The organism is Yersinia entomophaga, from assembly GCF_001656035.1.
Lineage (GTDB): Bacteria > Pseudomonadota > Gammaproteobacteria > Enterobacterales > Enterobacteriaceae > Yersinia > Yersinia entomophaga.
The window spans coordinates 3390739-3412570 of record NZ_CP010029.1; the positions used below are offsets into that span (position 1 = coordinate 3390739).

The following is a 21832-nucleotide window of genomic DNA, read 5'->3' on the forward strand; positions in this document are numbered from 1 at the left end:
TCCTTGAATCGGTCAGTTATTAATCGACCAGCCCGGCCCAACCACCGGATAGGCTTTGCCTAATTCAGCTTCGATAGCCGCACTTTGCGCGGCTTTTTTCTCTTTATCCTGCAAATAACCCACCAAACTGACCTGATAGCGCCGGATGTTTTCCACGTAGTTATAAGCCTCATGCCCACGGGCATAGCCGTAAGTCGTACTCGGGTAATAGCGCTTCTGGCTCAGCATCGGCAAACGCATTTTTACATCTACCCAGCTATCTGGATTACCGTTCTGGCTTTTGGTCAGTTTACGGGCATCCAGCATATGACCATAACCCATATTATAAGCCGCCAATGCAAACCAAATCCGCTCGTCTTCCGGCACCGTTTCCGGGATCTTTTTCATCAAACGTTGCAGATATACCGATCCGCCTTTGATGCTTTCCTCAGGGTCCAGACGGTCTTTTACGCCCAAACCGTCTGCAGTGGCGCGGGTTAGCATCATCAGGCCTCTGACGCCGGTTGGTGAGGTCGCCTCGGGATTCCAGTGTGATTCCTGATAGGCGATGGCCGCTAGCAGCTTCCAGTCGATTTCACCGGCGTGCTTCTCAAACAGCGGCTGGAAGGTTGGCAATACCGTGTCTATGGCTCTTAGGAAGGTTTTGGTATCCACATAATCGAAGCTGCCAACGTGGCCCAGATATTTTTCTTCTAAGCGCGCCAGACTGCCGTCTTCAACCATTTGGCTGTAAAAATCCAGCAGTGCGGCATACAGGCTGTCATCATCGCTACGCTTAAAGTACCAGGTGACCGGTTCTTCATCGGTAACATCGAAAGCTACCGCTAACTGCGGGTGGATGCGCTGCAACAGGGCAATAGTGATGGAATCGCCTATAGTGTAATCCAGCTTGCCATCGGCCACCTGCTCTAAGAGTTCTTTAGCCGAGCGATCGGTTGAGGACTCCCAGCTCAAATTCGGGTACTTGCCCTGTTTTAGCTGTTTTAGCGCCGCCATGTGCGCAGAACCGGCGGCCACGGTCAGTTGCCCTTGCAGATCGTTAAAGGTTTTTGGGCGGGTTTTGCCCAACCGATACACCAACTGTTGGGAAACCGAATAGTATGCGGGGCCGGTGCGCGCCCGATTCAGGCGTTCACTGTTATAAATCAGGCCTGCGGCCAGCAGGTCGGCGTCGTTGTTGTCCAGATCTTCGAACAGGTCATCGATATTGTTACGGGTCGTAACCACCAGCTTCACGCCGAGATAATCTGCGAAGCGCTTTGCTAGTTCGTAGTCAAGACCGGTAGGGCCATCTTTACCTGGGGTGTAGATCAGCGGTGAGTTCATCGTACTGATACGAAGCTCTCCGCGGGCTTTGATCTGGTCGAGTTGTCCCTCCTGACCGTTGCGCCAGGAAATATTCGGCCATAGCGCAAGAGCCAGAAGCAAGGTAACAACACCGATAAAAAAATAATTTAATTTAAGGCGCGTCAAATAGTTGTCTCTCGGCAGCGCGGGGTTGTGCGTTATATATAAGGGCGATTTAACATGGTTAAATCCCCAGTGCGGGGGCATTTTGCGCAACAAAACGCCAGTGTGCAACTTTATTGACACTTTATGATAATTCGACGACTTCTCGCGCTATTATCAATAATAGATACGCAAACGGTTTCGTCGGAGGCCGAGATTCTCTATAATGGCGCGCGTTTTCCCCTGTTGCGCCCAATGAAGTGCTGTTCCAGCTGCTTCGAAGACGAGAGAAACTTAGATTATGGAAATACTGCGTGGTTCGCCCGCTTTGTCGGCTTTTCGCATTACCAAATTGCTGTCCCGTTGCCAGGACGCTCACCTGCCGGTGAGTGATATCTACGCCGAATATATTCATTTTGCCGACGTTAGCGCGCCTCTTCGCGCTGATGAGCACGCCAAACTCCAACGACTTCTCCAGTATGGTCCTTCTCTCCCTGAACATGCCCCTCAAGGGCGTTTGCTGCTGGTCACGCCGCGGCCGGGCACGATTTCTCCCTGGTCTTCCAAGGCGACCGATATTGCCCATAACTGCGGCTTGTCTCAGGTTTTACGTCTGGAACGCGGTCTGGCCTTCTATATTGATGCGCCAGAGCTGACCGAAACCCAGTGGCAGCAGTTGGTCGCTTTGTTGCACGACCGCATGATGGAAACGGTATTTACCGATTTGCAGCAGGCAGAGCAGCTGTTTGCTCATCAGCACCCTGCGCCGGTTCAGCGGGTAGATATTCTGGGCGAAGGCCGCGCAGCGCTGAAGCAGGCTAATATCAAGCTGGGTCTGGCACTGGCGGAAGACGAAATTGATTACCTGCTGAATGCCTTTACCGGTTTGGGGCGCAACCCGACGGATATTGAGCTGTATATGTTTGCGCAGGCGAACTCCGAGCACTGTCGTCATAAAATCTTTAACGCTGATTGGGTGATCGACGGCGTGGCTCAGCCGAAAACGCTGTTCAAAATGATTAAGAACACTTTCGAACAAACCCCGGATTACGTGCTGTCTGCTTATAAAGACAACGCGGCGGTAATGGCCGGTTCGCAGGTTGGGCGTTTCTTCCCCGCGCCGGAAAACGGTGTTTATGATTATCATCAGGAAGATGCGCATATCCTGATGAAAGTTGAAACTCATAACCACCCGACGGCGATTTCTCCTTGGCCGGGTGCCGCAACCGGTTCTGGCGGCGAAATTCGTGATGAAGGTGCCACCGGGCGCGGTGCTAAACCGAAAGCCGGTCTGGTCGGTTTCTCGGTATCTAACCTGCGTATTCCCGGTTTTGAACAGCCTTGGGAAGAAGATTTCGGTAAGCCAGACCGCATTGTGACGGCGCTGGATATCATGACCGAGGGTCCACTGGGTGGCGCGGCGTTCAACAACGAATTTGGTCGTCCGGCCCTGCTGGGGTATTTCCGTACCTATGAAGAGCGGGTCAATAGCCATAACGGCAGCGAACTGCGCGGCTACCATAAGCCGATCATGCTGGCGGGCGGTATCGGTAATATTCGTGCCGATCACGTTCAGAAAGGCGAAATTACCGTTGGTGCCAAACTGGTGGTGCTAGGTGGCCCGGCGATGAATATCGGTTTGGGCGGTGGCGCGGCATCTTCCATGGCGTCCGGCCAGTCCGATGCGGATTTGGATTTTGCCTCAGTACAGCGCGACAACCCGGAAATGGAGCGTCGCTGTCAGGAAGTGATCGATCGCTGCTGGCAGTTGGGCGAGCAGAACCCGATTCTGTTTATTCATGACGTCGGTGCCGGCGGTCTTTCCAACGCGATGCCAGAGCTGGTGAGCGACGGCGGCCGCGGTGGTCGCTTTGAGCTGCGGGACATTCTGAACGATGAGCCGGGGATGAGCCCGCTGGAAGTCTGGTGTAATGAATCTCAGGAACGCTATGTGATGGCGGTAGCGCCAGCGCAAATGGCGCAGTTTGATGAAATCTGCCGACGTGAACGCGCACCCTATGCGGTGATCGGTGAAGCGACGGAAGAACTGCATTTGACACTGAACGATAGCCATTTCGGCAACCAGCCTATCGATATGCCGCTGGATGTGCTGCTGGGCAAAACGCCTAAAATGCTGCGGGATGTCACCAGCCAGCAGGCGCAGGGCGAAGCGTTGAATCGTGCTGAAATTAGCATTGCCGATGCGGTAAAACGCGTGATGCATCTGCCAGCGGTCGCAGAAAAAACCTTCCTGATCACCATTGGTGACCGCACCGTCACCGGCATGGTGACTCGCGATCAGATGGTGGGGCCTTGGCAGATTCCGGTTGCCGACTGTGCGGTGACCAGCGCCAGTCTGGATAGCTATTACGGCGAAGCCATGTCTATTGGGGAACGTGCGCCGGTAGCCTTGCTGGACTTTGCCGCTTCCGCGCGTTTGGCGGTGGGTGAGGCGCTGACTAACATTGCCGCGACGCAAATCGGCGAAATGAAACGCATTAAACTGTCGGCAAACTGGATGTCCGCTGCCGGTCATCCCGGTGAGGACGCCGGTTTGTACGAGGCGGTGCGCGCCGTGGGTGAAGAACTTTGCCCGGCGTTGGGTATCACTATTCCAGTGGGCAAAGACTCTATGTCGATGAAAACCCGCTGGCAGCAGGATGGCGAACAGCGCGAAATGACTTCTCCGCTGTCGCTGGTGATTACCGCCTTTGCCCGAATCGAAGACGTGCGTCATACGGTTACGCCGCAGTTGCGTACCGATAAAGGTGACAATGCGTTGTTACTGATCGATTTAGGCGCTGGTCACAATGCTTTGGGGGCTACGGCACTGGCGCAGGTTTATCGTCAGCTCGGTGACAAAACGGCCGATGTGCGCAACGTGGAGCAGCTGGCTGGCTTCTTTAACGCCATGCAGTCACTGGTAGCCGATCAGACCTTGCTGGCTTATCACGACCGCTCTGACGGCGGCCTGTTGGTGACTCTGGCTGAAATGGCCTTTGCCGGTCACTGTGGTGCCGAAGTGGATATTCAGGCTTTGGGTCAGGATGCGCTGGCTGCCTTGTTCAATGAAGAACTGGGGGCGGTGATTCAGATTCGCGCCGAGCACCGCGCGGCCGTTGAACAACTGTTCGCTAAACAGGGGCTGGCAGAGTGCGTGCATTACTTAGGACGCGCGACCGTCGGAGACGATTTCGTGATCCGCAGTGGAAACGACACGGTTTATCGTGAAAAACGCAGCACTCTGCGTCTGTGGTGGGCAGAAACCACCTGGCAGATGCAGCGCCTGCGCGATAACCCAGACTGCGCCGATCAGGAACATCAAGCCAAGCAGAATGAGCAGGACCCTGGCCTGAATGTGAAACTGACCTTTGAACCTCAGGAGGATATTGCTGCGCCTTATATTCTTAAACAGGTTCGTCCGAAAGTGGCCGTTTTGCGTGAGCAGGGCGTTAACTCTCATGTTGAGATGGCGGCAGCTTTCCACCGCGCCGGTTTTGATGCGGTAGACGTGCATATGAGCGATTTGCTGGCTGGTCGCATCGATCTGCGAGGTTTTCAGACCCTGGTAGCCTGTGGCGGTTTCTCTTACGGTGATGTATTGGGTGCTGGCGAAGGCTGGGCCAAGTCTATCCTGTTTAATAACCGCGTACGCGATGAATTTGCCGAGTTCTTCCTGCGTCCGGAAACCCTGGCGCTGGGCGTGTGTAACGGCTGTCAGATGATGTCTAACCTGCGGGAACTGATTCCGGGGGCAGAACATTGGCCACGCTTTGTACGCAACCAGTCTGACCGCTTTGAAGCGCGTTTCAGTCTGGTTGAGGTGGCTGACAGCCCGTCACTGTTTATGCAGGATATGGTTGGTTCTCGTATGCCTATTGCGGTTTCGCATGGTGAAGGGCAGGTTGAAGTGCGCGATCGGCAGCATCTGGCCGCTTTGGAACAGCACAATCTGGTGGCGCTGCGCTTTGTGAATAATAAGGGTGAAGTGACCGAGCAGTATCCGGCTAACCCTAATGGCTCAGTGAACGGTATTACCGCTGTCACCAGCGCCAGTGGCCGTGCCACGGTGATGATGCCGCATCCAGAGCGTGTTTTCCGCACCGTGAGCAATTCGTGGCATCCGGAAGAGTGGGGCGAAGATAGTCCGTGGATGCGTATGTTCCGTAATGCGCGTAAACAGTTAGGCTAACGATCCGTTGGTTTAAATATCTAAGGGGGGCGAAATGCCCCCTTTTGCTTATCGATATCACTTATCGATATTGATTGACGTTTGGTTTGTCTGAATCGGTCCCAATTTCTTATCACACCGTGAAGCTATAGCTTATTTCTTTCATTTCTTTATTATTATCTAAGACTTCAATAATTAACCTATATGTTCCTGGTTGAATATTGTGCATTTTGATTCTTATTGGTATCTTGTCATTATTAATAAAACCATTAATGCTGATTAGCTCTGCGTTATTGCTGTTGACGACATAAATGTAATAGTTCAGTCTGCCATGGGCTTCAAAGTCGAATTTAATTTTATATTCCGCAGCTTCTTGACTGTAATAATAATGTAGGTCTGTTATTTCAAAGTCAGGAATATAACTGATATGAGATAACGGCCTAATCCCTGAAATGGCCGGTAACATAGCCAATTGCCCGGTACTGATGACGGTCGAGCGAATGTCTTGGCGAGTGCGAGTTACATCATTGGCAAAGGCGGTGGCAGATAAAATGATTAAGGTCGAACACAAAAATCCGAGTTTATTTACCGTCATACATCCTCCTGTGTTATCTGCGTCATGGATAACATGAGTGGCACTTTTATTACTGATAGTGATTTTTTTCGGTGAATATTATGAAGCGTTGCGTTCTATTTCAGGTTTTCATAGCTATGAAAATCCCTATGTAATTTTATGTTAATTAAGATTCAGACTGTCTGGTTATAAAGATGTTTGGCTGTGAAGTAGTATAAAATTCATTGTGTTTTCAAAACTGATATTTTTCGTATTGGAAACTAGCCGAAATCTAATTACAGATGTCCACTCATAGTTCGTCCTCTTGTATTCGACACTGCATTAAGACACTGCATTAAATTGTTCATTAATCAGTTAACTCTCTGTTGGCATCGGGTTCTCTGGCTGCGAGGTAGAGCAGCCATTTTTTGCCTCGCCGGATGCGGAGCTTTGTTCCGAGCTAGCGATGGGTTCCTTCGTCGACAGCAACCGCCGACAGCAACTCTTTGCGCGGGCATCTGGCTATGATGCTGACAAATTTTCCTTATCTATGAAATATCATTATTTATAAGTAACGAGATTAGGTTTGATGAATTCCCACATGAGATGAAGATCTCAATTTGTTGAAAAATATATATTTTTATTTTTGTGTCGGTAAATTGCGACAACAGCATAAAGCGGTGTCTCAAATAGGAGACATATAACTTCATGATTTTTAATGTTTTTATTATTGATGCTTTTGGGTGTCGTGAATTAGAGACAGAAGGCTAATAACGCGTTAACTGTTTAACCGTTGTTTTTAAGTTATAATTATGAATTATTTAAATAACTGTTTATTTTCAATGTCTTAGTATTTTTATTTTAAAGTTGGCACGGTAACTGCATTATCTTAATCAGTTGCTCATTCACCTTTTTATGACAGCCCCGCAGTTAAGCGGAATATGCGCTTCATAAGCCATCGAATGACGCCTAAGAATGGTGCCTATCGTCCACCTAAACCGATATTGCCGCGCAAGCGCTTTATCAAGCATCGGACGACACGTTGAGTGAGGCACCGCCTATGTCCTACTGTGATGAAGGGTTCATCAATATTGGACATGTTTGGATGCTATTCGTCTCATCCCCCCGATGATTGCTTCGGCTCATCAAACTGGAGGCGATTTTCAGGGCATCCACATATTCTTGCTAATGGGGGCAATAGTGTTATTGCCCCTGTTAAGCAAATCAGCAATACCTTCAGATTCGTTCAAACATCGATATCGCAATCATTTCTCATTCGATTGAGTGTTGATACAACAGGCTGATCGCATCGATGAATCAAAATTGTGGAAACCAGTTTCCTATTAAAATTAAGCACTTTGCTCATAGCAGGTGCTTTTTTTTTGCTCGAAAATCAGCGGTCGATGATTTGTTGATGAAATAGTGCGGGATTTATGCGGTAACAGACATTGTAATCCTCTGAGAGTCGGTTAGCATCAAAGCAGAATAATAGGTAATGAGATGATTTCGTTGAAAAGATGGCGTTTATTCCCTCGTTCGTTGCGTCAGCTGGTACTGATGGCGTTTCTGTTGGTGCTTTTACCCTTGCTGGTACTGGCTTATCAGGCTTACCAAAGTTTGGATCATTTAAGCGAGCAGGCGGCAGATATCAACCGTACCACGCTGGCGGACGCCCGGCGCAGCGAAGCTATGACCAGCATTGCTCTGGAAATGGAGCGTAGCTATCGCCAGTTTTGCGTATTGGGCGATCCGACACTTGCCAAGCTGTATCAACACCAGCGTAAACAGTATGCCCAAATGCTGGATAGCCATGGTTCGATCTTGCCTGACGCCCACTATTATCAGACTTTACGTGGCTTACTCACTCAGTTGGAAGAAATAAAGTGCCAGAACAGTGGGCCAGATGCGCAATCTTCGGAGCAACTGGAAGGTTTTTCTCGCTCTAACGCCGAAATGGTTCAGGCCACTCGTGACAGTATTTTCTCTCGTGGTCAGCAGTTGCAGCAGGATATTGCTGAACGCGGACAGTTTTTTGGCTGGCAGGCGTTGTTGCTATTTTTGGTCAGCGTGATTCTGGTGGTGCTATTCACCCGCATGATTATCGGCCCGGTGAAGGGAATCGAGCGTATGATTAATCGCCTGGGAGAAGGGCGAGCGCTAGGCAATACAGCGTTGTTTAAAGGGCCGCGTGAGTTGCGTTCACTGGCGCAGCGGATTATCTGGCTCAGTGAGCGTCTGGCGTGGCTGGAATCCCAGCGACACGAGTTTTTACGCCATATTTCTCACGAACTGAAAACGCCGTTAGCCAGTATGCGTGAAGGAACGGAATTACTGGCTGACGAGGTCGCCGGGCCGTTGACGCAAGATCAAAAGGAGGTGGTAGCCATTTTGGATAACAGTAGCCGCCATTTACAGCAACTCATTGAACAATTGCTGGATTATAACCGTAAGCTGGCAGACGGCTCTGGCGAGCATGAAAATGTCGAACTGTTGGAAGTGGTTGAAGGGGTTATTTCTGCCCATAGTTTGCCAGCCAGAGCCAAGCAAATTCGTACCGAGGTCGATCTGCAAGCGGATATCTGCTGGGCTGAACCCACATTATTAATGCGAGTTCTCGATAATCTCTACTCCAATGCGGTGCACTATGGCGAGGAATCCGGTACCATTTGGATCCGCAGCCGTCAGGTGGGAAATCGGGTACAAATTGATGTCGCTAATACTGGCACTCCGATTCCGCTAGCCGAAGAAACCATGATATTTGAGCCTTTTTTCCAGGGAAGCCATCAGCGAAAAGGGGCCGTTAAGGGAAGTGGACTGGGACTGAGCATTGCTCAGGATTGCATCAGACGTATGCAGGGCGAACTGCATCTGGTAGAACAGGATGATGCAGCCGTCTGTTTCCGCATTGAATTGCCATTAACCGCCGAGAATGAATAAATAATGTACAAGTGGTCTGTCAGTCGCTTTTTTAAAAAGACCGAATCTTTGCCGCGCTCCGCCCTGGAGGCTGTCGCAACGCCATCTTATCGTAAGGCCGCTTTTTTGGGGACGCTGTTACTTGCCCCACTACTATTGAGTGGATGTATCGATCGTTCCGCCAACGGACGCTTTTCCCATGCGGTGCAGTTGGTGATTCCCGAAAGCAAAATTGTGGATTACCGCACCGCTCAATGTGACACGCTGTGGGATATCGAAGATAAAGAAGTTCTGGAGAATTCGCTTTATTGGCTGAGAGCGATGGACTGTGCCGAGCGTTTAAGCACCGCGCAGTCCAGAGCCTTGGCCAAATCTATGCAAACCCTATCCTGGTCAACGGCGTTTAAGCAGGGCATTTTGATCGGCAGTGCTGATCCATCAATGGCCGAGCGTCGTCAGATCGTTGAGCGTCTAAATAGCTATAGCCAGACTTTCCCCGGTTCTCTGCGCCCGCTGATTCAGCTATGGCGGGAACAGCAAGTGCTGCGTATTGCTCTTTCCGAAGAACGTGCCCGTTATCAACGTTTACAGGATGAATCGGACAGCCAGATTGATCGCCTGAGGGAAAGTCAGGTGCGTCTGCAATATCATTTACAGGACACCACCCGTAAGCTGGAAAACCTGACCGATATCGAGCGTCAGCTTTCTTCACGTAAACAACTGCAAAATGAAATTTCTGAGCCTGAGGCAGAAATCAAAGCCGCCGCTGGGTCTAATCCAGAGCCGGCCAAAGCGGCTGAAATGAAAGAAGAGAAAGCGGCAGAGAAAAAGTCGGTAGAGGCAAGATCGGTAGAAACAAAATCGATAGAAACCAAGCCGGTGGAAACCAAGCCAACAGAAACCAAACCTGCGGCAGAAAAATCGGCCAAGCCAGTGGAACCCGCAGCTCAGCCGACCACTCCGGTAACAGCGCCGGAGGCCAAACCGGCAGAAACCTACTCGCCTCCGGCCACCCAGCCGTCACCCGCTTCCAAAAAGGAGTCCGAGCCACATGACACCACGCAAACCGGCCAATCTACTGCTGGTTGACGATGATCCCAGCCTGCTCAAGCTGCTGGGAATGCGTCTGACAAGTGAAGGTTTCCATGTCACCACGGCTGAAAGCGGTCAGGAAGCCCTGCGCTTATTGATGCGCGAGAAAATCGACTTGGTGATCAGCGATTTACGCATGGATGAAATGGATGGTATGGCATTATTTGCCGAAATCCAAAAATATCAGCCGGGTATGCCGGTGATTATTCTGACCGCGCACGGTTCTATTCCTGACGCCGTTGCCGCCACTCAGCAGGGCGTATTCAGCTTCCTGACCAAGCCAGTCGATCGCGACGCACTGTATAAAGCTATTGATGCCGCGCTCGAACTTTCCATTCCTGCCGGTGATGATAGCTGGCGAGAAGCCATAGTGACCCGTAGTCCGCTGATGCTGCGTTTATTGGAGCAGGCTAAAATGGTGGCCCAATCTGACGTTAGCGTGTTGATTAATGGGCAAAGCGGTACCGGTAAGGAAGTGTTGGCGCAGGCAATCCACGGCGCCAGTCCGCGCGCTAAAAAAGCCTTTATTGCCATAAACTGCGGTGCTTTACCGGAGCAATTATTGGAGTCTGAACTCTTTGGTCATGCTAAAGGGGCATTTACCGGCGCGGTAAGTAGCCGGGAAGGCCTATTTCAGGCTGCGGAAGGTGGGACGCTGTTCCTCGACGAAATCGGCGATATGCCCTTATCATTGCAGGTAAAACTGCTGCGAGTGCTGCAAGAGCGCAAGGTTCGTCCTTTGGGCAGCAACCGAGATTTGGATATCAACGTGCGGATTATCTCGGCAACTCACCGTGATTTGCCGAAAGCGATGGCAAAAAATGAATTCCGTGAAGATCTTTACTACCGTTTAAACGTCGTGAACCTGAAAATTCCGGCGCTGAATGAGCGAGCGGAAGATATTCCGCTACTGGCTAATCATCTGCTACGTGAATCCGCCAAACGGCATAAACCTTTTGTGCGCAGTTTCTCCACCGATGCGATGAAACGACTGATGACCGCCAGCTGGCCGGGCAACGTGCGTCAATTGGTTAACGTCATAGAGCAGTGTGTTGCTTTGACCTCGGCGCCGGTTATCAGCGAAGCGTTGGTCGAGCAGGCGCTGGAAGGGGAAAACACCGCTTTACCGACTTTTGTTGAAGCGCGTAACCAGTTTGAGCTGAACTATTTGCGTAAACTGCTGCAAATTACCAAGGGTAACGTTACCCAGGCGGCGCGAATGGCAGGCCGTAACCGCACTGAATTCTATAAATTGTTGTCGCGCCATGAATTGGACGCCAACGATTTCAAAGAATAGTGCTTTCTTTCCTCGGAACCCGATTGGAAAAGGCGTTCGGCGGGTTCTAAACAAATGACCGGGAATGATTTACACTTCGGTCTTTGTTGTGGCATAGCAGAATTGAAACCAATATGAACAGAACACTTTCCATTGCGTTAGCCCAGCTTAATCTGCTGGTTGGCGATATTGAAGGCAACACCGAGCGTATGTTGCAAACCTTACATGAGCAGCAAAAGGCCGGTGCCGATCTGGTCATGTTTTCCGAACTGGCACTGTCGGGCTATCCACCGGAAGATTTACTGTATCGGGATGATTTCTACCTGCGCTGTGAGGCACAGTTAGACCGTTTACAGGCCGCAGCGCAAAAGACGGCGGTTCTGGTAGGGCATCCGTGGCGTGAAGGGAATAAGCTGTACAACGCCCTGTCACTGTTCTCCGAAGGTAAATTGCTTGGTCGCTACTTCAAACAACAGTTGCCTAACTACGGCGTGTTTGATGAAAAACGTTATTTCACTCCTGGCAATGAAAGCTGCGTGGTTGAGCTGAAAGGCTATCGTTTAGGGCTATTAATCTGTGAAGATCTGTGGTTCAACCAGCCGGTAGACGCTGCGAAAGCTGCAGGTGCAGAGCTGCTGCTGTCGATTAACGCCTCGCCGTATAACCGTGAAAAACCTTATATTCGCAAAACGCTGATGGCTTCCCATTGCCAGCGTACCGATTTGCCGCTGATTTATTTGAATCAGGTGGGCGGTCAGGATGAGCTGATTTTCGACGGTTGTTCAAAAGTGTTTGATTCTAAAGGTAATATGACGCATCGTCTGGCCGCCTTTGCGGAGCAAACGACGCTATGCCGCTTCCAGGATTTGGTCGTCGAGCCCATGGCGGCACCGGCGGCGGGGTTGTCTCCGCTGGCTGAAGTGTATGAAGCTCTGGTGCTGGCAGTGCGTGATTATGTGACCAAGAACGGCTTTAAAGGCGCGGTACTCGGCCTTTCTGGCGGTATAGATTCGGCGCTTACGCTAGCGATTGCCGTAGATGCGCTGGGTAAAGAGAAGGTTCAGGCGTTAATGATGCCGTTCCGCTATACCGCAGACATCAGTATTGCCGATGCGAAGGAAGAGGCTGAAATCCTGGGTATCGAATTCGATATTCTATCTATCGAACCGATGTTTGATGCTTTTATGGGACAACTGGCGCCGATGTTTGCCGGTACTGAAAAAGACACCACCGAAGAAAATTTACAGGCGCGCTGCCGTGGCGTGGTGCTGATGGCATTATCAAATAAACGCCGCAGCATTGTGCTGACTACTGGTAATAAAAGCGAAATGGCTGTCGGTTATGCCACGCTGTACGGTGATATGGCGGGTGGCTTTGACGTGCTGAAAGACGTACCTAAAACGCTGGTATTTAAGCTGTGCGAATATCGCAATACCGTTTCTTACGTGATCCCGCAGCGGGTTATCGATCGTCCGCCGTCCGCCGAACTGGCGCCGGATCAGTTAGATCAGGACAGCCTGCCGCCTTACGACATTCTCGATGCGATTCTGGAAGGCTACGTTGAACATGATAAGTCGGTAGCCGATTTGGTGGCTGAAGGCTTTGACGAGGCTATTGTGCGCAAGGTCATTCGTCTGGTAGATATTAACGAATATAAACGGCGTCAGTCGGCTGTTGGGCCGCGCATTACCGCTCGTAGTTTCGGCAAGGATAGACGCTATCCGATCACATCCGGCTTTGGCCGCAAAAATTGGTAAAACAGGAATTCGCCATCATGAAGAAAATTGACGCGATTATTAAACCGTTCAAACTGGATGACGTCCGCGAAGCTTTAGCTGAAGTGGGCATTACCGGGATGACGGTTACCGAAGTGAAAGGCTTCGGTCGCCAGAAAGGCCATACCGAGCTGTACCGCGGGGCTGAGTATATGGTGGATTTTTTACCTAAGGTTAAAATCGAAATTGTCGTTGCGGATGATATCGTGGATACCTGCGTAGAAGCCATTATGCAAACGGCTCAAACCGGCAAGATCGGCGACGGTAAGATTTTTGTGTTTGATGTCGCGCGCGTGGTACGTATTCGTACCGGTGAGCAGGATGAAGAAGCTATCTAACTGATACTAAATCGAAAACATTAAAATCAGGTCGTATCATCGAAAAGAACCCCATTTATGGGGTTCTTTTTTTACCACTAATTGAATGCTAATCGACGTTGCGAGTAGCTTGCTGACGATTGTCTGGCATTTATCCGCTGTGCACTGAGTTTTCCATCAGACCGGAACGACGAACAATCCAAGCCAATAGAACAGGTTAAGCAAGATACCCGCCAGAATCACTGCAACGACAGGCGCTGCAATTTTCATTACCGGGCGGCCAATAGCTTCATTCAGGAAGTACAACGCTGTGGTAATAGTGAAACCGGTATAGCCAGCCATTTTGATAGAAGCAAAAATAGCGCCGATCAGTAACGCATATTCCATCAACAGATTCATAGCGTTACGGATATTATCCGAAGCGTTACGCACTGAGGGGAAGCGGCCAAGCCATTTACCTATAGTGCGCAGTAACAGCACTTCTAGCGAGATCACGACTGCACCTACCAACGCCGCCAACAGCGGGTTCGGAATCAGGTAACCGACTACAAAGACGAAGGTGAAACCGGCTACCGCATACACGCCGGTCGCGAGCGCAGTGGTGGCAATCAGTGGCACAAAGCCCAAGCCACGCATAAATTCGGCCAATGAAGCCTGATGAACCAGTGACAGTGACTCTTCCGGCGTAATCCCCGGCGCATAGGCTTTCGCCAGCGTATAAATCGACACTTCGCTGCCGGCAAACAGTTTCATACTGGCGACGGCGGAAATCAGCCCACCGACGATGGCCAATAGCGGCAGGTTCTTGATTATCCTCTGGGTTCGCTCCTCAAATACGGAATGTCCTCCACCACCGCCGAGGTGGGTTTTGGCGCGAAGATCCTGAGCAATAGCTATGCCGATGAGCAATACCATGCCGACGAAGATTTCGATGGATTCAGGGAACAAGCCGGTGAAACGAGTGATAACCAAGCGGGTCATCAGCACGATAATTGCTGAAATTACAGCAGTTTTCCAGCCAAACTGGTAGAAAATAGCGACCAGTGGGAACAGCGCAAAAGCAGAAATAACTGGGCTGCTCAGTTCACCCAACGAACCGATAAAGTTGACTGGCAGAGAGGTTAACGCTGTGTTGACCGCAGGCAGTGAAGTCAGCGCCAGAATGCCCCAGGCGGCACCCAGAGCAAATGCCAGATAGCTGTTGATCGCCAGCACGCCGATGATGTCAGTCGGCAGGAACAGTAACCAGGAGTTCAGTAAACCGGTGGAGAGTGTAAAGGAAATCCCAACCGAAGCGATAAAGCCGACGCTGAGGCCGAAAGCGATACTGCCCGCTTCTCTGCGGCTCATATTACCTTCTACCAACTGCGGTAAAATCGGACGGATACCGTCATGAAATACCGCGACGGAGCGGTGAGAAAGCAGGGCGGTCATCCCGGTTAGCAAAGCAACCACGATGATATGAATGTAATCCACGGTTATCCCCTTAGCGCAGCTGAGTGATCAGCAGCGGAATGGCGTGTTCAATATGCTCCACGGATAAACCAAAGGCGACTTTGCCTTCAGCAATGAATTTCTCGATCTGTTCCGGTTTGGCTTTGATACCCGGTTTGGCAATGGTCGCGCTTTTGTTATAACCAATAATGGCTATTGCCATGGATAATGCTGCACCGGCACCGGTATTACATGCGCCAATATAATAATCCAGCTGCCCATCTTTCACTTTTACCGCTGCATCCATATCGGTCAGAATAAAAGTTTCAAAGCTGGCGGGCGCAGTTTTATCGATCAGTTCTCGTATCAGCTCACGTTGTAACCCGACGATGCCGATCTTTTTCATAGTCACTGTCCTTGCGTAGAGAAGAATTTGTTTGGATTATGGCGCAGCATCATTTCCACCTGCTGGTGTGAAATACCTGCGGCCAAAAGCATTGGAATAAATGAATCAACCAGATAACTGAAACCTGTGCCACCGTTGGCTTTTAAATGAGAACGGCGGGTAATATCCATCGAAAGCATGACTTTATCCAGGACGCCGCGCTCAGCCAGATAAACCAGCATGGCGATGCGTCGTTCATCCGGGAAATAGCTGTTTTTACCAATGGTATCGAACTGGACGTACACACCCTTATCGATCATCTGCAAAATCAAATCCGGCTGTTCTTTTAAATCGCAGTGGCCGATAACCACCCGATCCAGCGGCACGCCATATTGCTCCAGCAGCGCGATTTGCTGCATTCCCATAGTGCTAAAGCTGGTATGGGTCGAAATAGCCAAACCGGTGGCATGGTGCGCCAGTGCGGCGGCGTGAAACACTTTTGCCTCGTTGTCCGTGACACAGTTTTCACTGGTACCAATCTCGGCGATAACGCCGGCTTTCAGGTCGGTGCCATCAATGCCCACTTCGATTTCATCGATCATGGACTGCGCCAATTGTTGCGCCGAGCTGTCACGCACCAATTGAGGATAGAAATGATCGGTGTAGTAACCCGTTGAAGCGATGATGTTTATGCCACTATCTCGCATCAGATTCAATAAGAACTGCGGGTTACGCCCCATGTATTTATTGGTGACCTCAACAATATTGCTAACGCCTTTGCTCACCAGCTCGCGCATTTCCTGACATATCGGCTCGTATTGATCCAAACGACAGTCGATGTTGTCTTTAAAACCAGATAAATCAATATGCAGATGTTCGTGAGCGTAGGTATAGCCATTGGGGTTAATCATTGGGAAAGGCTCCGGGAAACCGATGGACGCAGTTGAGTGAGAAAAGATTGGCCATTTTGCGGCATAGGCGCCGAGAAAAACGCGCAGGCGGTCGCACCTACGTCGGATAAAGTAAGGCGAGTGCCCAGATCGACGGCGGAAAGACCGAGCTGATAAACCAGCAGTGGCACTTGTTCTCGGGTGTGTTTGCCGTGGCCGATGGTTGGGTCGTTACCGTGGTCGGCAATGACAACCAGGACGTCATCGGGTTGCATTGCGGCGATTATCTGATTGAGCGCACTGTCTACCAGTTGCAGCCGGTCGGCGTAACGCAGGGTGTCTTGTTGATGACCAGCCAGATCGGTTTCCTGAATGTTGGTACAGATAAAACTGTCTCCGGGTTTGAGCAATTCGTCGCGCATAATATCAAGAATGGTCTGAGAATCGACAATCCCCGCGTAATTGATTCCATTAGAATTACTTACTATATCGGCAACCTTACCGATCAGTACAGTAGGAATATGTCGCTGCCATAACATGGCTGGAGCCTGCACCTGTTCATCGACACCATAACCCAAATGCGCGACGCGAAAATTGTGTCGATAGACACCGGAATTTGGCGCATTGATACCAATATATTTCCCTTCACGACTTTCCGCCGCCCGCAGCAGATCGGCGGTATCCGGCAAATCGCCGCCAAAAGCGATAACGCGCCCGACTTTAACAGTTTCACGAACCAATTGACCGATGGCTAGCACCTGCTCGAAGGATAATCGATTGAAGTCAGCGCTGATGTTATACACCTGGCCTAAATCGGCTTCCAGATTATCGCCGATCGCCGCACCCTGATTCACCCATAAATAGCTCAGATTGTTTAAGGTTATGCGTTCGACCTGATAGCCGTTGCCGGTAAGCTGGGATGCGACGTCATCAATCACGGCGGAGAAGGGCATAGAAAGCGGTGGCAGAGGTAAAGTGCCCATAATTTCCTGATGGCCAATAAAGGTATCGCCACCTTCATGTTGCAATAATATTCGACCAAAGGCGGCGGCGGGATTGGGCTGCATTAAATTCGGAGCGTAGCCTAATGAGTTGATCAGACCGAGTTTTTCCAGCGTGGGTAAATATAATTCGGGAAGGGTTTCAAGAATGTGCCCGCAGGTATTGGCACCGATATCCTGCGGCCGGACGAGCGGGACATCCGGCATTTCTCCAATACCAAAACTATCAATGACCAATACCATGAATTTACTCATGGCAATCTCCTTAGTTCAGGCTATTCCCCTGACTGTCATAGCGGCCGATTAATTTCGGTTCTCCGCGTTGGATCCCCTCGACCAATGCGACGTCGCTGCGTGTGACAAATATTTGGGTGCGGAAACTCATTACCAGCGGGCTGCCGATCGGGAATTTATCGCTCAAACGCAGGCAATAATCGATGCTGCTGTCATCCACTGGCAATACCTTACTGCTGTGGTAAGCCTGGTTGTGCCATATCAGTGCATTGCTTAGGTGGCCACGACGATAGTAACCGCCGCCGAAGAAGTAGCTGGTATCTCCGACATGATGAGAGATTTCGGATAGATACAGCAGCGAGACTTTTTCCGGCTGAGAGCCGTCTTGGTTGGCTGGAATAGTACCGGTTAGCGCATGGCCCGGTTCGGTATGGGTAACGCCTAACTGAGCCAGTTCGGGCATAACCTGAATGCAGGCGGCAGAAGGCGCGTTGACTTGTTCAACATTAACGCCCTGTTTTTCCAGAATCTCTTTAGCCGCCAGCAGAGTAAACATATTGGTGGTTGGCAGGGTTCGCTGTTCCTGAGGATTAAACAGCATGCAAGGGAAATGGGTCACGCCAACCAGTCTTACCGCAGGCATATTAGCAATAGCCTGAATGACTTCCGGCAGTTGATTGAGTTCAAAGCCGCCTTCCTGACCGGCATAGAGCAGATCGCCTGCCTGGTTGACTTTCAACATGATTGGCTGAGTTTTGCCTTGCTTTCGAGCTGCGTCAGAAATTTGCTGCGCTTTCTCCAGCGAGAAAATGGTGATGACTTCAGGTTGCTGGCTGACAATTTCGTCCACCATACCCGACGGCGGCTGGACCAAATGCCCGACGTGAGCCACCGGAATTCCGTGCTGATAGAGCTGCCTGACCTCTTTAAAATCCACTGCCACCACGCCCTGATAGCCGCATGCCAACAGGCGTTTGCAGAGTTCGGGATTACGTCCGAATTGCTTACTCATCAGGTATAGCTTGATATTGCAACGTCTGGCTTCGTCCAGCAGGCTCCGGGCATTGGATAGCGTTTGATCTACATCGATAACGTAAGTATCCGGGCCTATTTTACCCTGTTGCCACAGCATAATGGCTGTATCAATCAGGGTTGGGTTCTGTTTTCTTAAGGCATTCAAAAACATGCTGTTTCCTAGACACTTTCAGGCGTCATTTTATTAATTTAAATTATTATTTTTTTGAATATTTATTATGTAATGAATCAGCGTTGGTGTGTTCTTCAGTGTAGCTGCTTATCTCAAAGGTGGTAGATTACTGGCAAGGTAAAGGCTGTACAAATTAGACAGCAAGTAACCCTGCTCATTATCATCAGGCTTAATATCAAAGTAGGCTAGCAAATCTTGATTAATGTCTCGAATATATTGAATATCTTCGCTTTGGATTAATTCGGACAACAAATCCGCATCCATTCCCTTAATCAGTTCGCCACGGCGGGTTCGCATCAGGGCGTTAGCCATATGCGTCACCGCCATTTCCCCCTGAACGTTATCAATAGATATCTGCCAGAAATTAGCTAATCTATTGATAACTTTGTTCATTCCGAGGAAAACCTCTTCATCAATTACCCCAGCCTGATATAAAATACTGAGGCGCGGATCCATAATATCTCCGGACTATTAATTAATAACGTGGGTCAACTTTACCGAGTTGGACATCACTTTGGTGCTGTAATAATTGCTCTGAATTAATGCCATTCTCCAATAATAGTTTTATTGGGTGATTATCTGGTCTAATCAATATCACGGCCTGAGAGGCTTGAATATAGCGTTCGTCCCCACGTAGCTTGGTTGCCTGCAAATTATCATGGGAAACATCGTCAGTCAGGTTCCAGATCGCAGCGTCAATTTCGCCGCGGCTAATTTGCGCGACGCAGTCACTGTAAGGCACATCGACACGTTCTATATTTTGATTGGCAAACTTAATTTCCGTTAACAGACATTGGTCCGGAGAGCGCGGATCCAGCCCGACGCGGCGAATATCATGTTCTTCGCCTCGACGGCAAATCAGCTGGTGGCCGTCAACGTAGGAACCCGTGCCTAAATTGAGCGCAACGGTAACCTTACCCTGATCAACATAATTCTGTGCCGCCAAACGCGAAACTACCGCCATATCGTAGATGCCGTCGATCAAACACTCGACTCGCACTTCTGCACCACGCATATGGGCAAAATACAGCGGCAAAATGGTAAATTGTTCCTTTAATCCGCTGGCTAGCCCTTCGTACAGCTTGGTATAGGGCAGCGGCATTGCGCAGACCATATTACCCAAATCTGCCTGTTGTAGCAGGCATGACATATTGAGATCCATAAGCTGCGTTCCGTTGCGGCCACGGCGCTCTACGACAATAGCGCCTTCTTGTTCCAATACCTTCAAGGCGTGTTGTACCACGCCTACGGAAATCGCGAAATTATCCGATAACTCGTCGATGGTTTTCAGTCGATTTCCTGGGCGTTCGCCAATTAAATAGCGCGCCATGGATACCAGAGCCAACCCTTCTTTTTTTATGAATTTTCTACTCATGCTGGGTGTATTTAGCCTTATGTTATCTAGGTGCAGATAGTGACTTTAATACTATTGATTACAATGATATTAATTTTCAATTATATGAATATTTAAACATTCATATAAATAATAGATGTTTGCAACGATAAAAGCGAGCGGGGGCGTTATTGATCACAATATAAGAGCAATAATTATCTTAGGAAAGTACAGATTCAATACAATAAAAAACCGGCCAACAATACAGACTGACCGGGAAAGAAACGCAGAAAAACTTATCAATTAAATAACTTTGTGAGGTCCGAAGCATTCATAGTGAATATGTTCTGCCGGGACACCCATTTCCAGTAATTGTTTACCAACAAACTGCATGAAGACCAGAGGGCCGCAGAAGTAGTAATGCATATCGGGATGAATAATTAATGACTGCAACTCAGCCAGATTCATAAAGCCTTTACTATGGTAATGCTGGCCAGGGATATCCTGCTCTTCCGGCTGGCGATACCAAACGTGGCGATTCAGATTCGGCATATTTTTCGCTATTTCAGCGACTTCATCGGCAAAGGCATGAACCCGGCCATTTTCCGCCGCATGGAACCAGTGCACTTCGGCGCTATGTTGTTGAGCGTACAGCGTATGCAACATGCTCAACATTGGCGTTTGGCCCACGCCGGCAGAAATCAGCGCTACCGGGGTTTCCGGTGAAATATCAAGGAAGAAATCGCCGCGCGGTGGCGCAATGCGCACGATGTCGCCTTCCTGCGCGATGTTATGCAAGTAGTTGGATACCGTCCCTTTTTCTTCGCGTTTTACCGCAATACGGTAGGATTTACCGTTAGGCGCAGCGGTCAGGGAATATTGGCGAATTTGACGGTTTTCTAACCGGCTATCTTCGATATAAATACCCAAATATTGACCTGGTTTGAAATTCACTACGCTGCCGCCGTCCTCCGGCACTAGCAAGAAGCTGCAGATAACGTCGCTTTGCATTTCTTTTTTCGCAATGCGGAAACGACGCAGGGTTCTCCAGCCGCCGGTATTTTCTTCCACTTCACGATAAATTTGCTCTTCGCGTTGAATAAACACGTCTGCCAGCACACCGTAAGCTTTGGCCCAAGCATCCAACACTTCCTGACCCGGGCTGAATAATTCATCCAGCGTCGCAATTAAATGTTTGCCTACGATTTGATAATCAGACGGCTGAATATTCAAGCTGGTGTGTTTTTGAGCAATACGTTCAACCGCAGGCAGCATAGCCGAAAGATTTTCAATGTTGGCCGCGTAGGCGCAGATAGCATTAAACAAAGCTTCGCGCTGATCGCCGCTGAACTGATTGCTCATATTAAAGGTATCTTTCAGCTCAGGGTTATGAGCAAACATACGATCGTAAAAATGCGCAGTGAGCTTCGAACCGGTTTCAACCAGCAAAGGAATGGTTGATTTTACGGTGGCGATGGTTTGGCTATCCAGCATGGTGAGGCTCCTATAATTTTTCGAATAATAATGTGCAAATTAATACATGTATTTTAAATGCATCTTATAAAAAACAACACGGCTTGTAAATACACATTCATTAATGAGGGCGATTATCGTTACGCGCCAGTTCACACTTATGAAAAAACCGCATACTCAACATGAGGATAAATCCGTTGATTTGTGTGAACTCAGAGCAGTGCAAAGCCTCATGTGGCTTGAAGCCAATCGTTTGCGTAAAAACCTCTGTCAAGACCTATCTTAACGAGGTGAAAACAGTTTACACTGTGGGCCAGAACCCAAAC

Annotated in this window: 16 protein-coding genes; 6 read left to right on the plus strand and 10 right to left on the minus strand. The window is 49.6% G+C overall.

All coding sequences use genetic code 11. The annotated features are described in order from the left end of the window. Positions 1 to 12: 12 nt before the first annotated feature. Complete coding sequence (gene mltF / locus PL78_RS15360; protein WP_064516812.1) at positions 13 to 1473, minus strand: membrane-bound lytic murein transglycosylase MltF; 1461 nt, start codon at positions 1471 to 1473, stop codon at positions 13 to 15. Between the two features lie 277 nt (positions 1474 to 1750). Here mltF and purL point away from each other — a divergent pair, with 277 nt between their 5' ends. Continuing rightward, positions 1751 to 5641, plus strand: a complete 3891-nt coding sequence (purL, locus tag PL78_RS15365; protein WP_064516813.1) for a phosphoribosylformylglycinamidine synthase — start codon at positions 1751 to 1753, stop codon at positions 5639 to 5641. Between the two features lie 112 nt (positions 5642 to 5753). Here the strand turns inward: purL and PL78_RS15370 are convergent, their stop codons facing one another. Then, positions 5754 to 6215, minus strand: a complete 462-nt coding sequence (locus PL78_RS15370) for a hypothetical protein (protein WP_064516815.1) — start codon at positions 6213 to 6215, stop codon at positions 5754 to 5756. A gap of 1458 nt (positions 6216 to 7673) precedes the next feature. On the opposite strand from PL78_RS15370, the gene PL78_RS15375 reads away from it, so the two are divergent. From PL78_RS15375 to glnB, 5 genes are all read left to right on the plus strand, one after another. After that, complete coding sequence (locus PL78_RS15375) at positions 7674 to 9110, plus strand: sensor histidine kinase (RefSeq protein WP_064516817.1); 1437 nt, start codon at positions 7674 to 7676, stop codon at positions 9108 to 9110. A gap of 3 nt (positions 9111 to 9113) precedes the next feature. After that, the gene (gene qseG / locus PL78_RS15380) at positions 9114 to 10178 is read left to right on the plus strand and encodes a two-component system QseEF-associated lipoprotein QseG (protein ID WP_064516819.1); all 1065 of its coding nucleotides are present in this window, start codon (positions 9114 to 9116) and stop codon (positions 10176 to 10178) included. Further along, positions 10141 to 11478, plus strand: a complete 1338-nt coding sequence (gene glrR, locus PL78_RS15385) for a two-component system response regulator GlrR (RefSeq protein ID WP_064516821.1) — start codon at positions 10141 to 10143, stop codon at positions 11476 to 11478. Before qseG ends, glrR begins: the two co-directional genes overlap by 38 nt. A gap of 113 nt (positions 11479 to 11591) precedes the next feature. After that, a complete protein-coding gene (locus PL78_RS15390) occupies positions 11592 to 13214 on the plus strand; it encodes an NAD+ synthase (protein ID WP_064516823.1) in 1623 nt (540 codons plus the stop codon). A gap of 17 nt (positions 13215 to 13231) precedes the next feature. Further along, entirely contained in the window at positions 13232 to 13570 is a 339-nt protein-coding gene (gene glnB / locus PL78_RS15395) for a nitrogen regulatory protein P-II (protein ID WP_004718065.1), read from the plus strand. 156 nt (positions 13571 to 13726) lie between these two features. Here the strand turns inward: glnB and PL78_RS15400 are convergent, their stop codons facing one another. From PL78_RS15400 to hmpA, 8 genes are all read right to left on the minus strand, one after another. Then, positions 13727 to 15025 (minus strand): YhfT family protein, encoded by a 1299-nt coding sequence (locus PL78_RS15400; protein ID WP_071925602.1) that lies wholly within the window; start codon positions 15023 to 15025, stop codon positions 13727 to 13729. A 10-nt stretch (positions 15026 to 15035) separates the two neighbouring features. After that, complete coding sequence (locus PL78_RS15405; protein WP_049601783.1) at positions 15036 to 15389, minus strand: DUF2620 domain-containing protein; 354 nt, start codon at positions 15387 to 15389, stop codon at positions 15036 to 15038. Between the two features lie 2 nt (positions 15390 to 15391). Then, entirely contained in the window at positions 15392 to 16279 is an 888-nt protein-coding gene (locus tag PL78_RS15410) for a phosphotriesterase-related protein (RefSeq protein WP_064516825.1), read from the minus strand. Next, entirely contained in the window at positions 16276 to 17514 is a 1239-nt protein-coding gene (locus PL78_RS15415; RefSeq protein WP_064516827.1) for a phosphopentomutase, read from the minus strand. The genes PL78_RS15410 and PL78_RS15415 overlap by 4 nt, the downstream gene beginning before the upstream one ends. A gap of 10 nt (positions 17515 to 17524) precedes the next feature. Further along, positions 17525 to 18679 carry a YhfX family PLP-dependent enzyme gene (locus PL78_RS15420; RefSeq protein ID WP_064516829.1) on the minus strand — a complete coding sequence of 385 codons (1155 nt, stop codon included), beginning with the start codon at positions 18677 to 18679 and terminating at the stop codon, positions 17525 to 17527. 108 nt (positions 18680 to 18787) lie between these two features. Next, on the minus strand, positions 18788 to 19156 hold the full coding sequence (locus tag PL78_RS15425) for a PRD domain-containing protein (RefSeq protein WP_064516831.1): 369 nt from the start codon (positions 19154 to 19156) through the stop codon (positions 18788 to 18790). 19 nt (positions 19157 to 19175) lie between these two features. Beyond that, positions 19176 to 20075: a GntR family transcriptional regulator YhfZ gene (yhfZ, locus tag PL78_RS15430; RefSeq protein ID WP_064516833.1), complete on the minus strand. Its 900-nt coding sequence runs from the start codon at positions 20073 to 20075 to the stop codon at positions 19176 to 19178. Positions 20076 to 20336: 261 nt separating this feature from the next. Next, positions 20337 to 21527 carry an NO-inducible flavohemoprotein gene (gene hmpA / locus PL78_RS15435; protein ID WP_064516835.1) on the minus strand — a complete coding sequence of 397 codons (1191 nt, stop codon included), beginning with the start codon at positions 21525 to 21527 and terminating at the stop codon, positions 20337 to 20339. Between the last annotated feature and the right edge of the window lie 305 nt (positions 21528 to 21832).

Coding starts and splice junctions, on each gene's coding strand:
- PL78_RS15420 (WP_064516829.1), bottom strand. CDS start 18,679: ATGTTTTTGAATGCCTTAAGAAAACAGAACCCAACCCTGATTGATACA.
- yhfZ (WP_064516833.1), bottom strand. CDS start 20,075: ATGAGTAGAAAATTCATAAAAAAAGAAGGGTTGGCTCTGGTATCCATG.
- glrR (WP_064516821.1), top strand. CDS start 10,141: ATGACACCACGCAAACCGGCCAATCTACTGCTGGTTGACGATGATCCC.
- hmpA (WP_064516835.1), bottom strand. CDS start 21,527: ATGCTGGATAGCCAAACCATCGCCACCGTAAAATCAACCATTCCTTTG.
- glnB (WP_004718065.1), top strand. CDS start 13,232: ATGAAGAAAATTGACGCGATTATTAAACCGTTCAAACTGGATGACGTC.
- PL78_RS15375 (WP_064516817.1), top strand. CDS start 7,674: ATGATTTCGTTGAAAAGATGGCGTTTATTCCCTCGTTCGTTGCGTCAG.
- PL78_RS15415 (WP_064516827.1), bottom strand. CDS start 17,514: ATGAGTAAATTCATGGTATTGGTCATTGATAGTTTTGGTATTGGAGAA.
- PL78_RS15410 (WP_064516825.1), bottom strand. CDS start 16,279: ATGATTAACCCCAATGGCTATACCTACGCTCACGAACATCTGCATATT.
- PL78_RS15390 (WP_064516823.1), top strand. CDS start 11,592: ATGAACAGAACACTTTCCATTGCGTTAGCCCAGCTTAATCTGCTGGTT.
- PL78_RS15370 (WP_064516815.1), bottom strand. CDS start 6,215: ATGACGGTAAATAAACTCGGATTTTTGTGTTCGACCTTAATCATTTTA.
- PL78_RS15405 (WP_049601783.1), bottom strand. CDS start 15,389: ATGAAAAAGATCGGCATCGTCGGGTTACAACGTGAGCTGATACGAGAA.
- purL (WP_064516813.1), top strand. CDS start 1,751: ATGGAAATACTGCGTGGTTCGCCCGCTTTGTCGGCTTTTCGCATTACC.
- qseG (WP_064516819.1), top strand. CDS start 9,114: ATGTACAAGTGGTCTGTCAGTCGCTTTTTTAAAAAGACCGAATCTTTG.
- PL78_RS15425 (WP_064516831.1), bottom strand. CDS start 19,156: ATGGATCCGCGCCTCAGTATTTTATATCAGGCTGGGGTAATTGATGAA.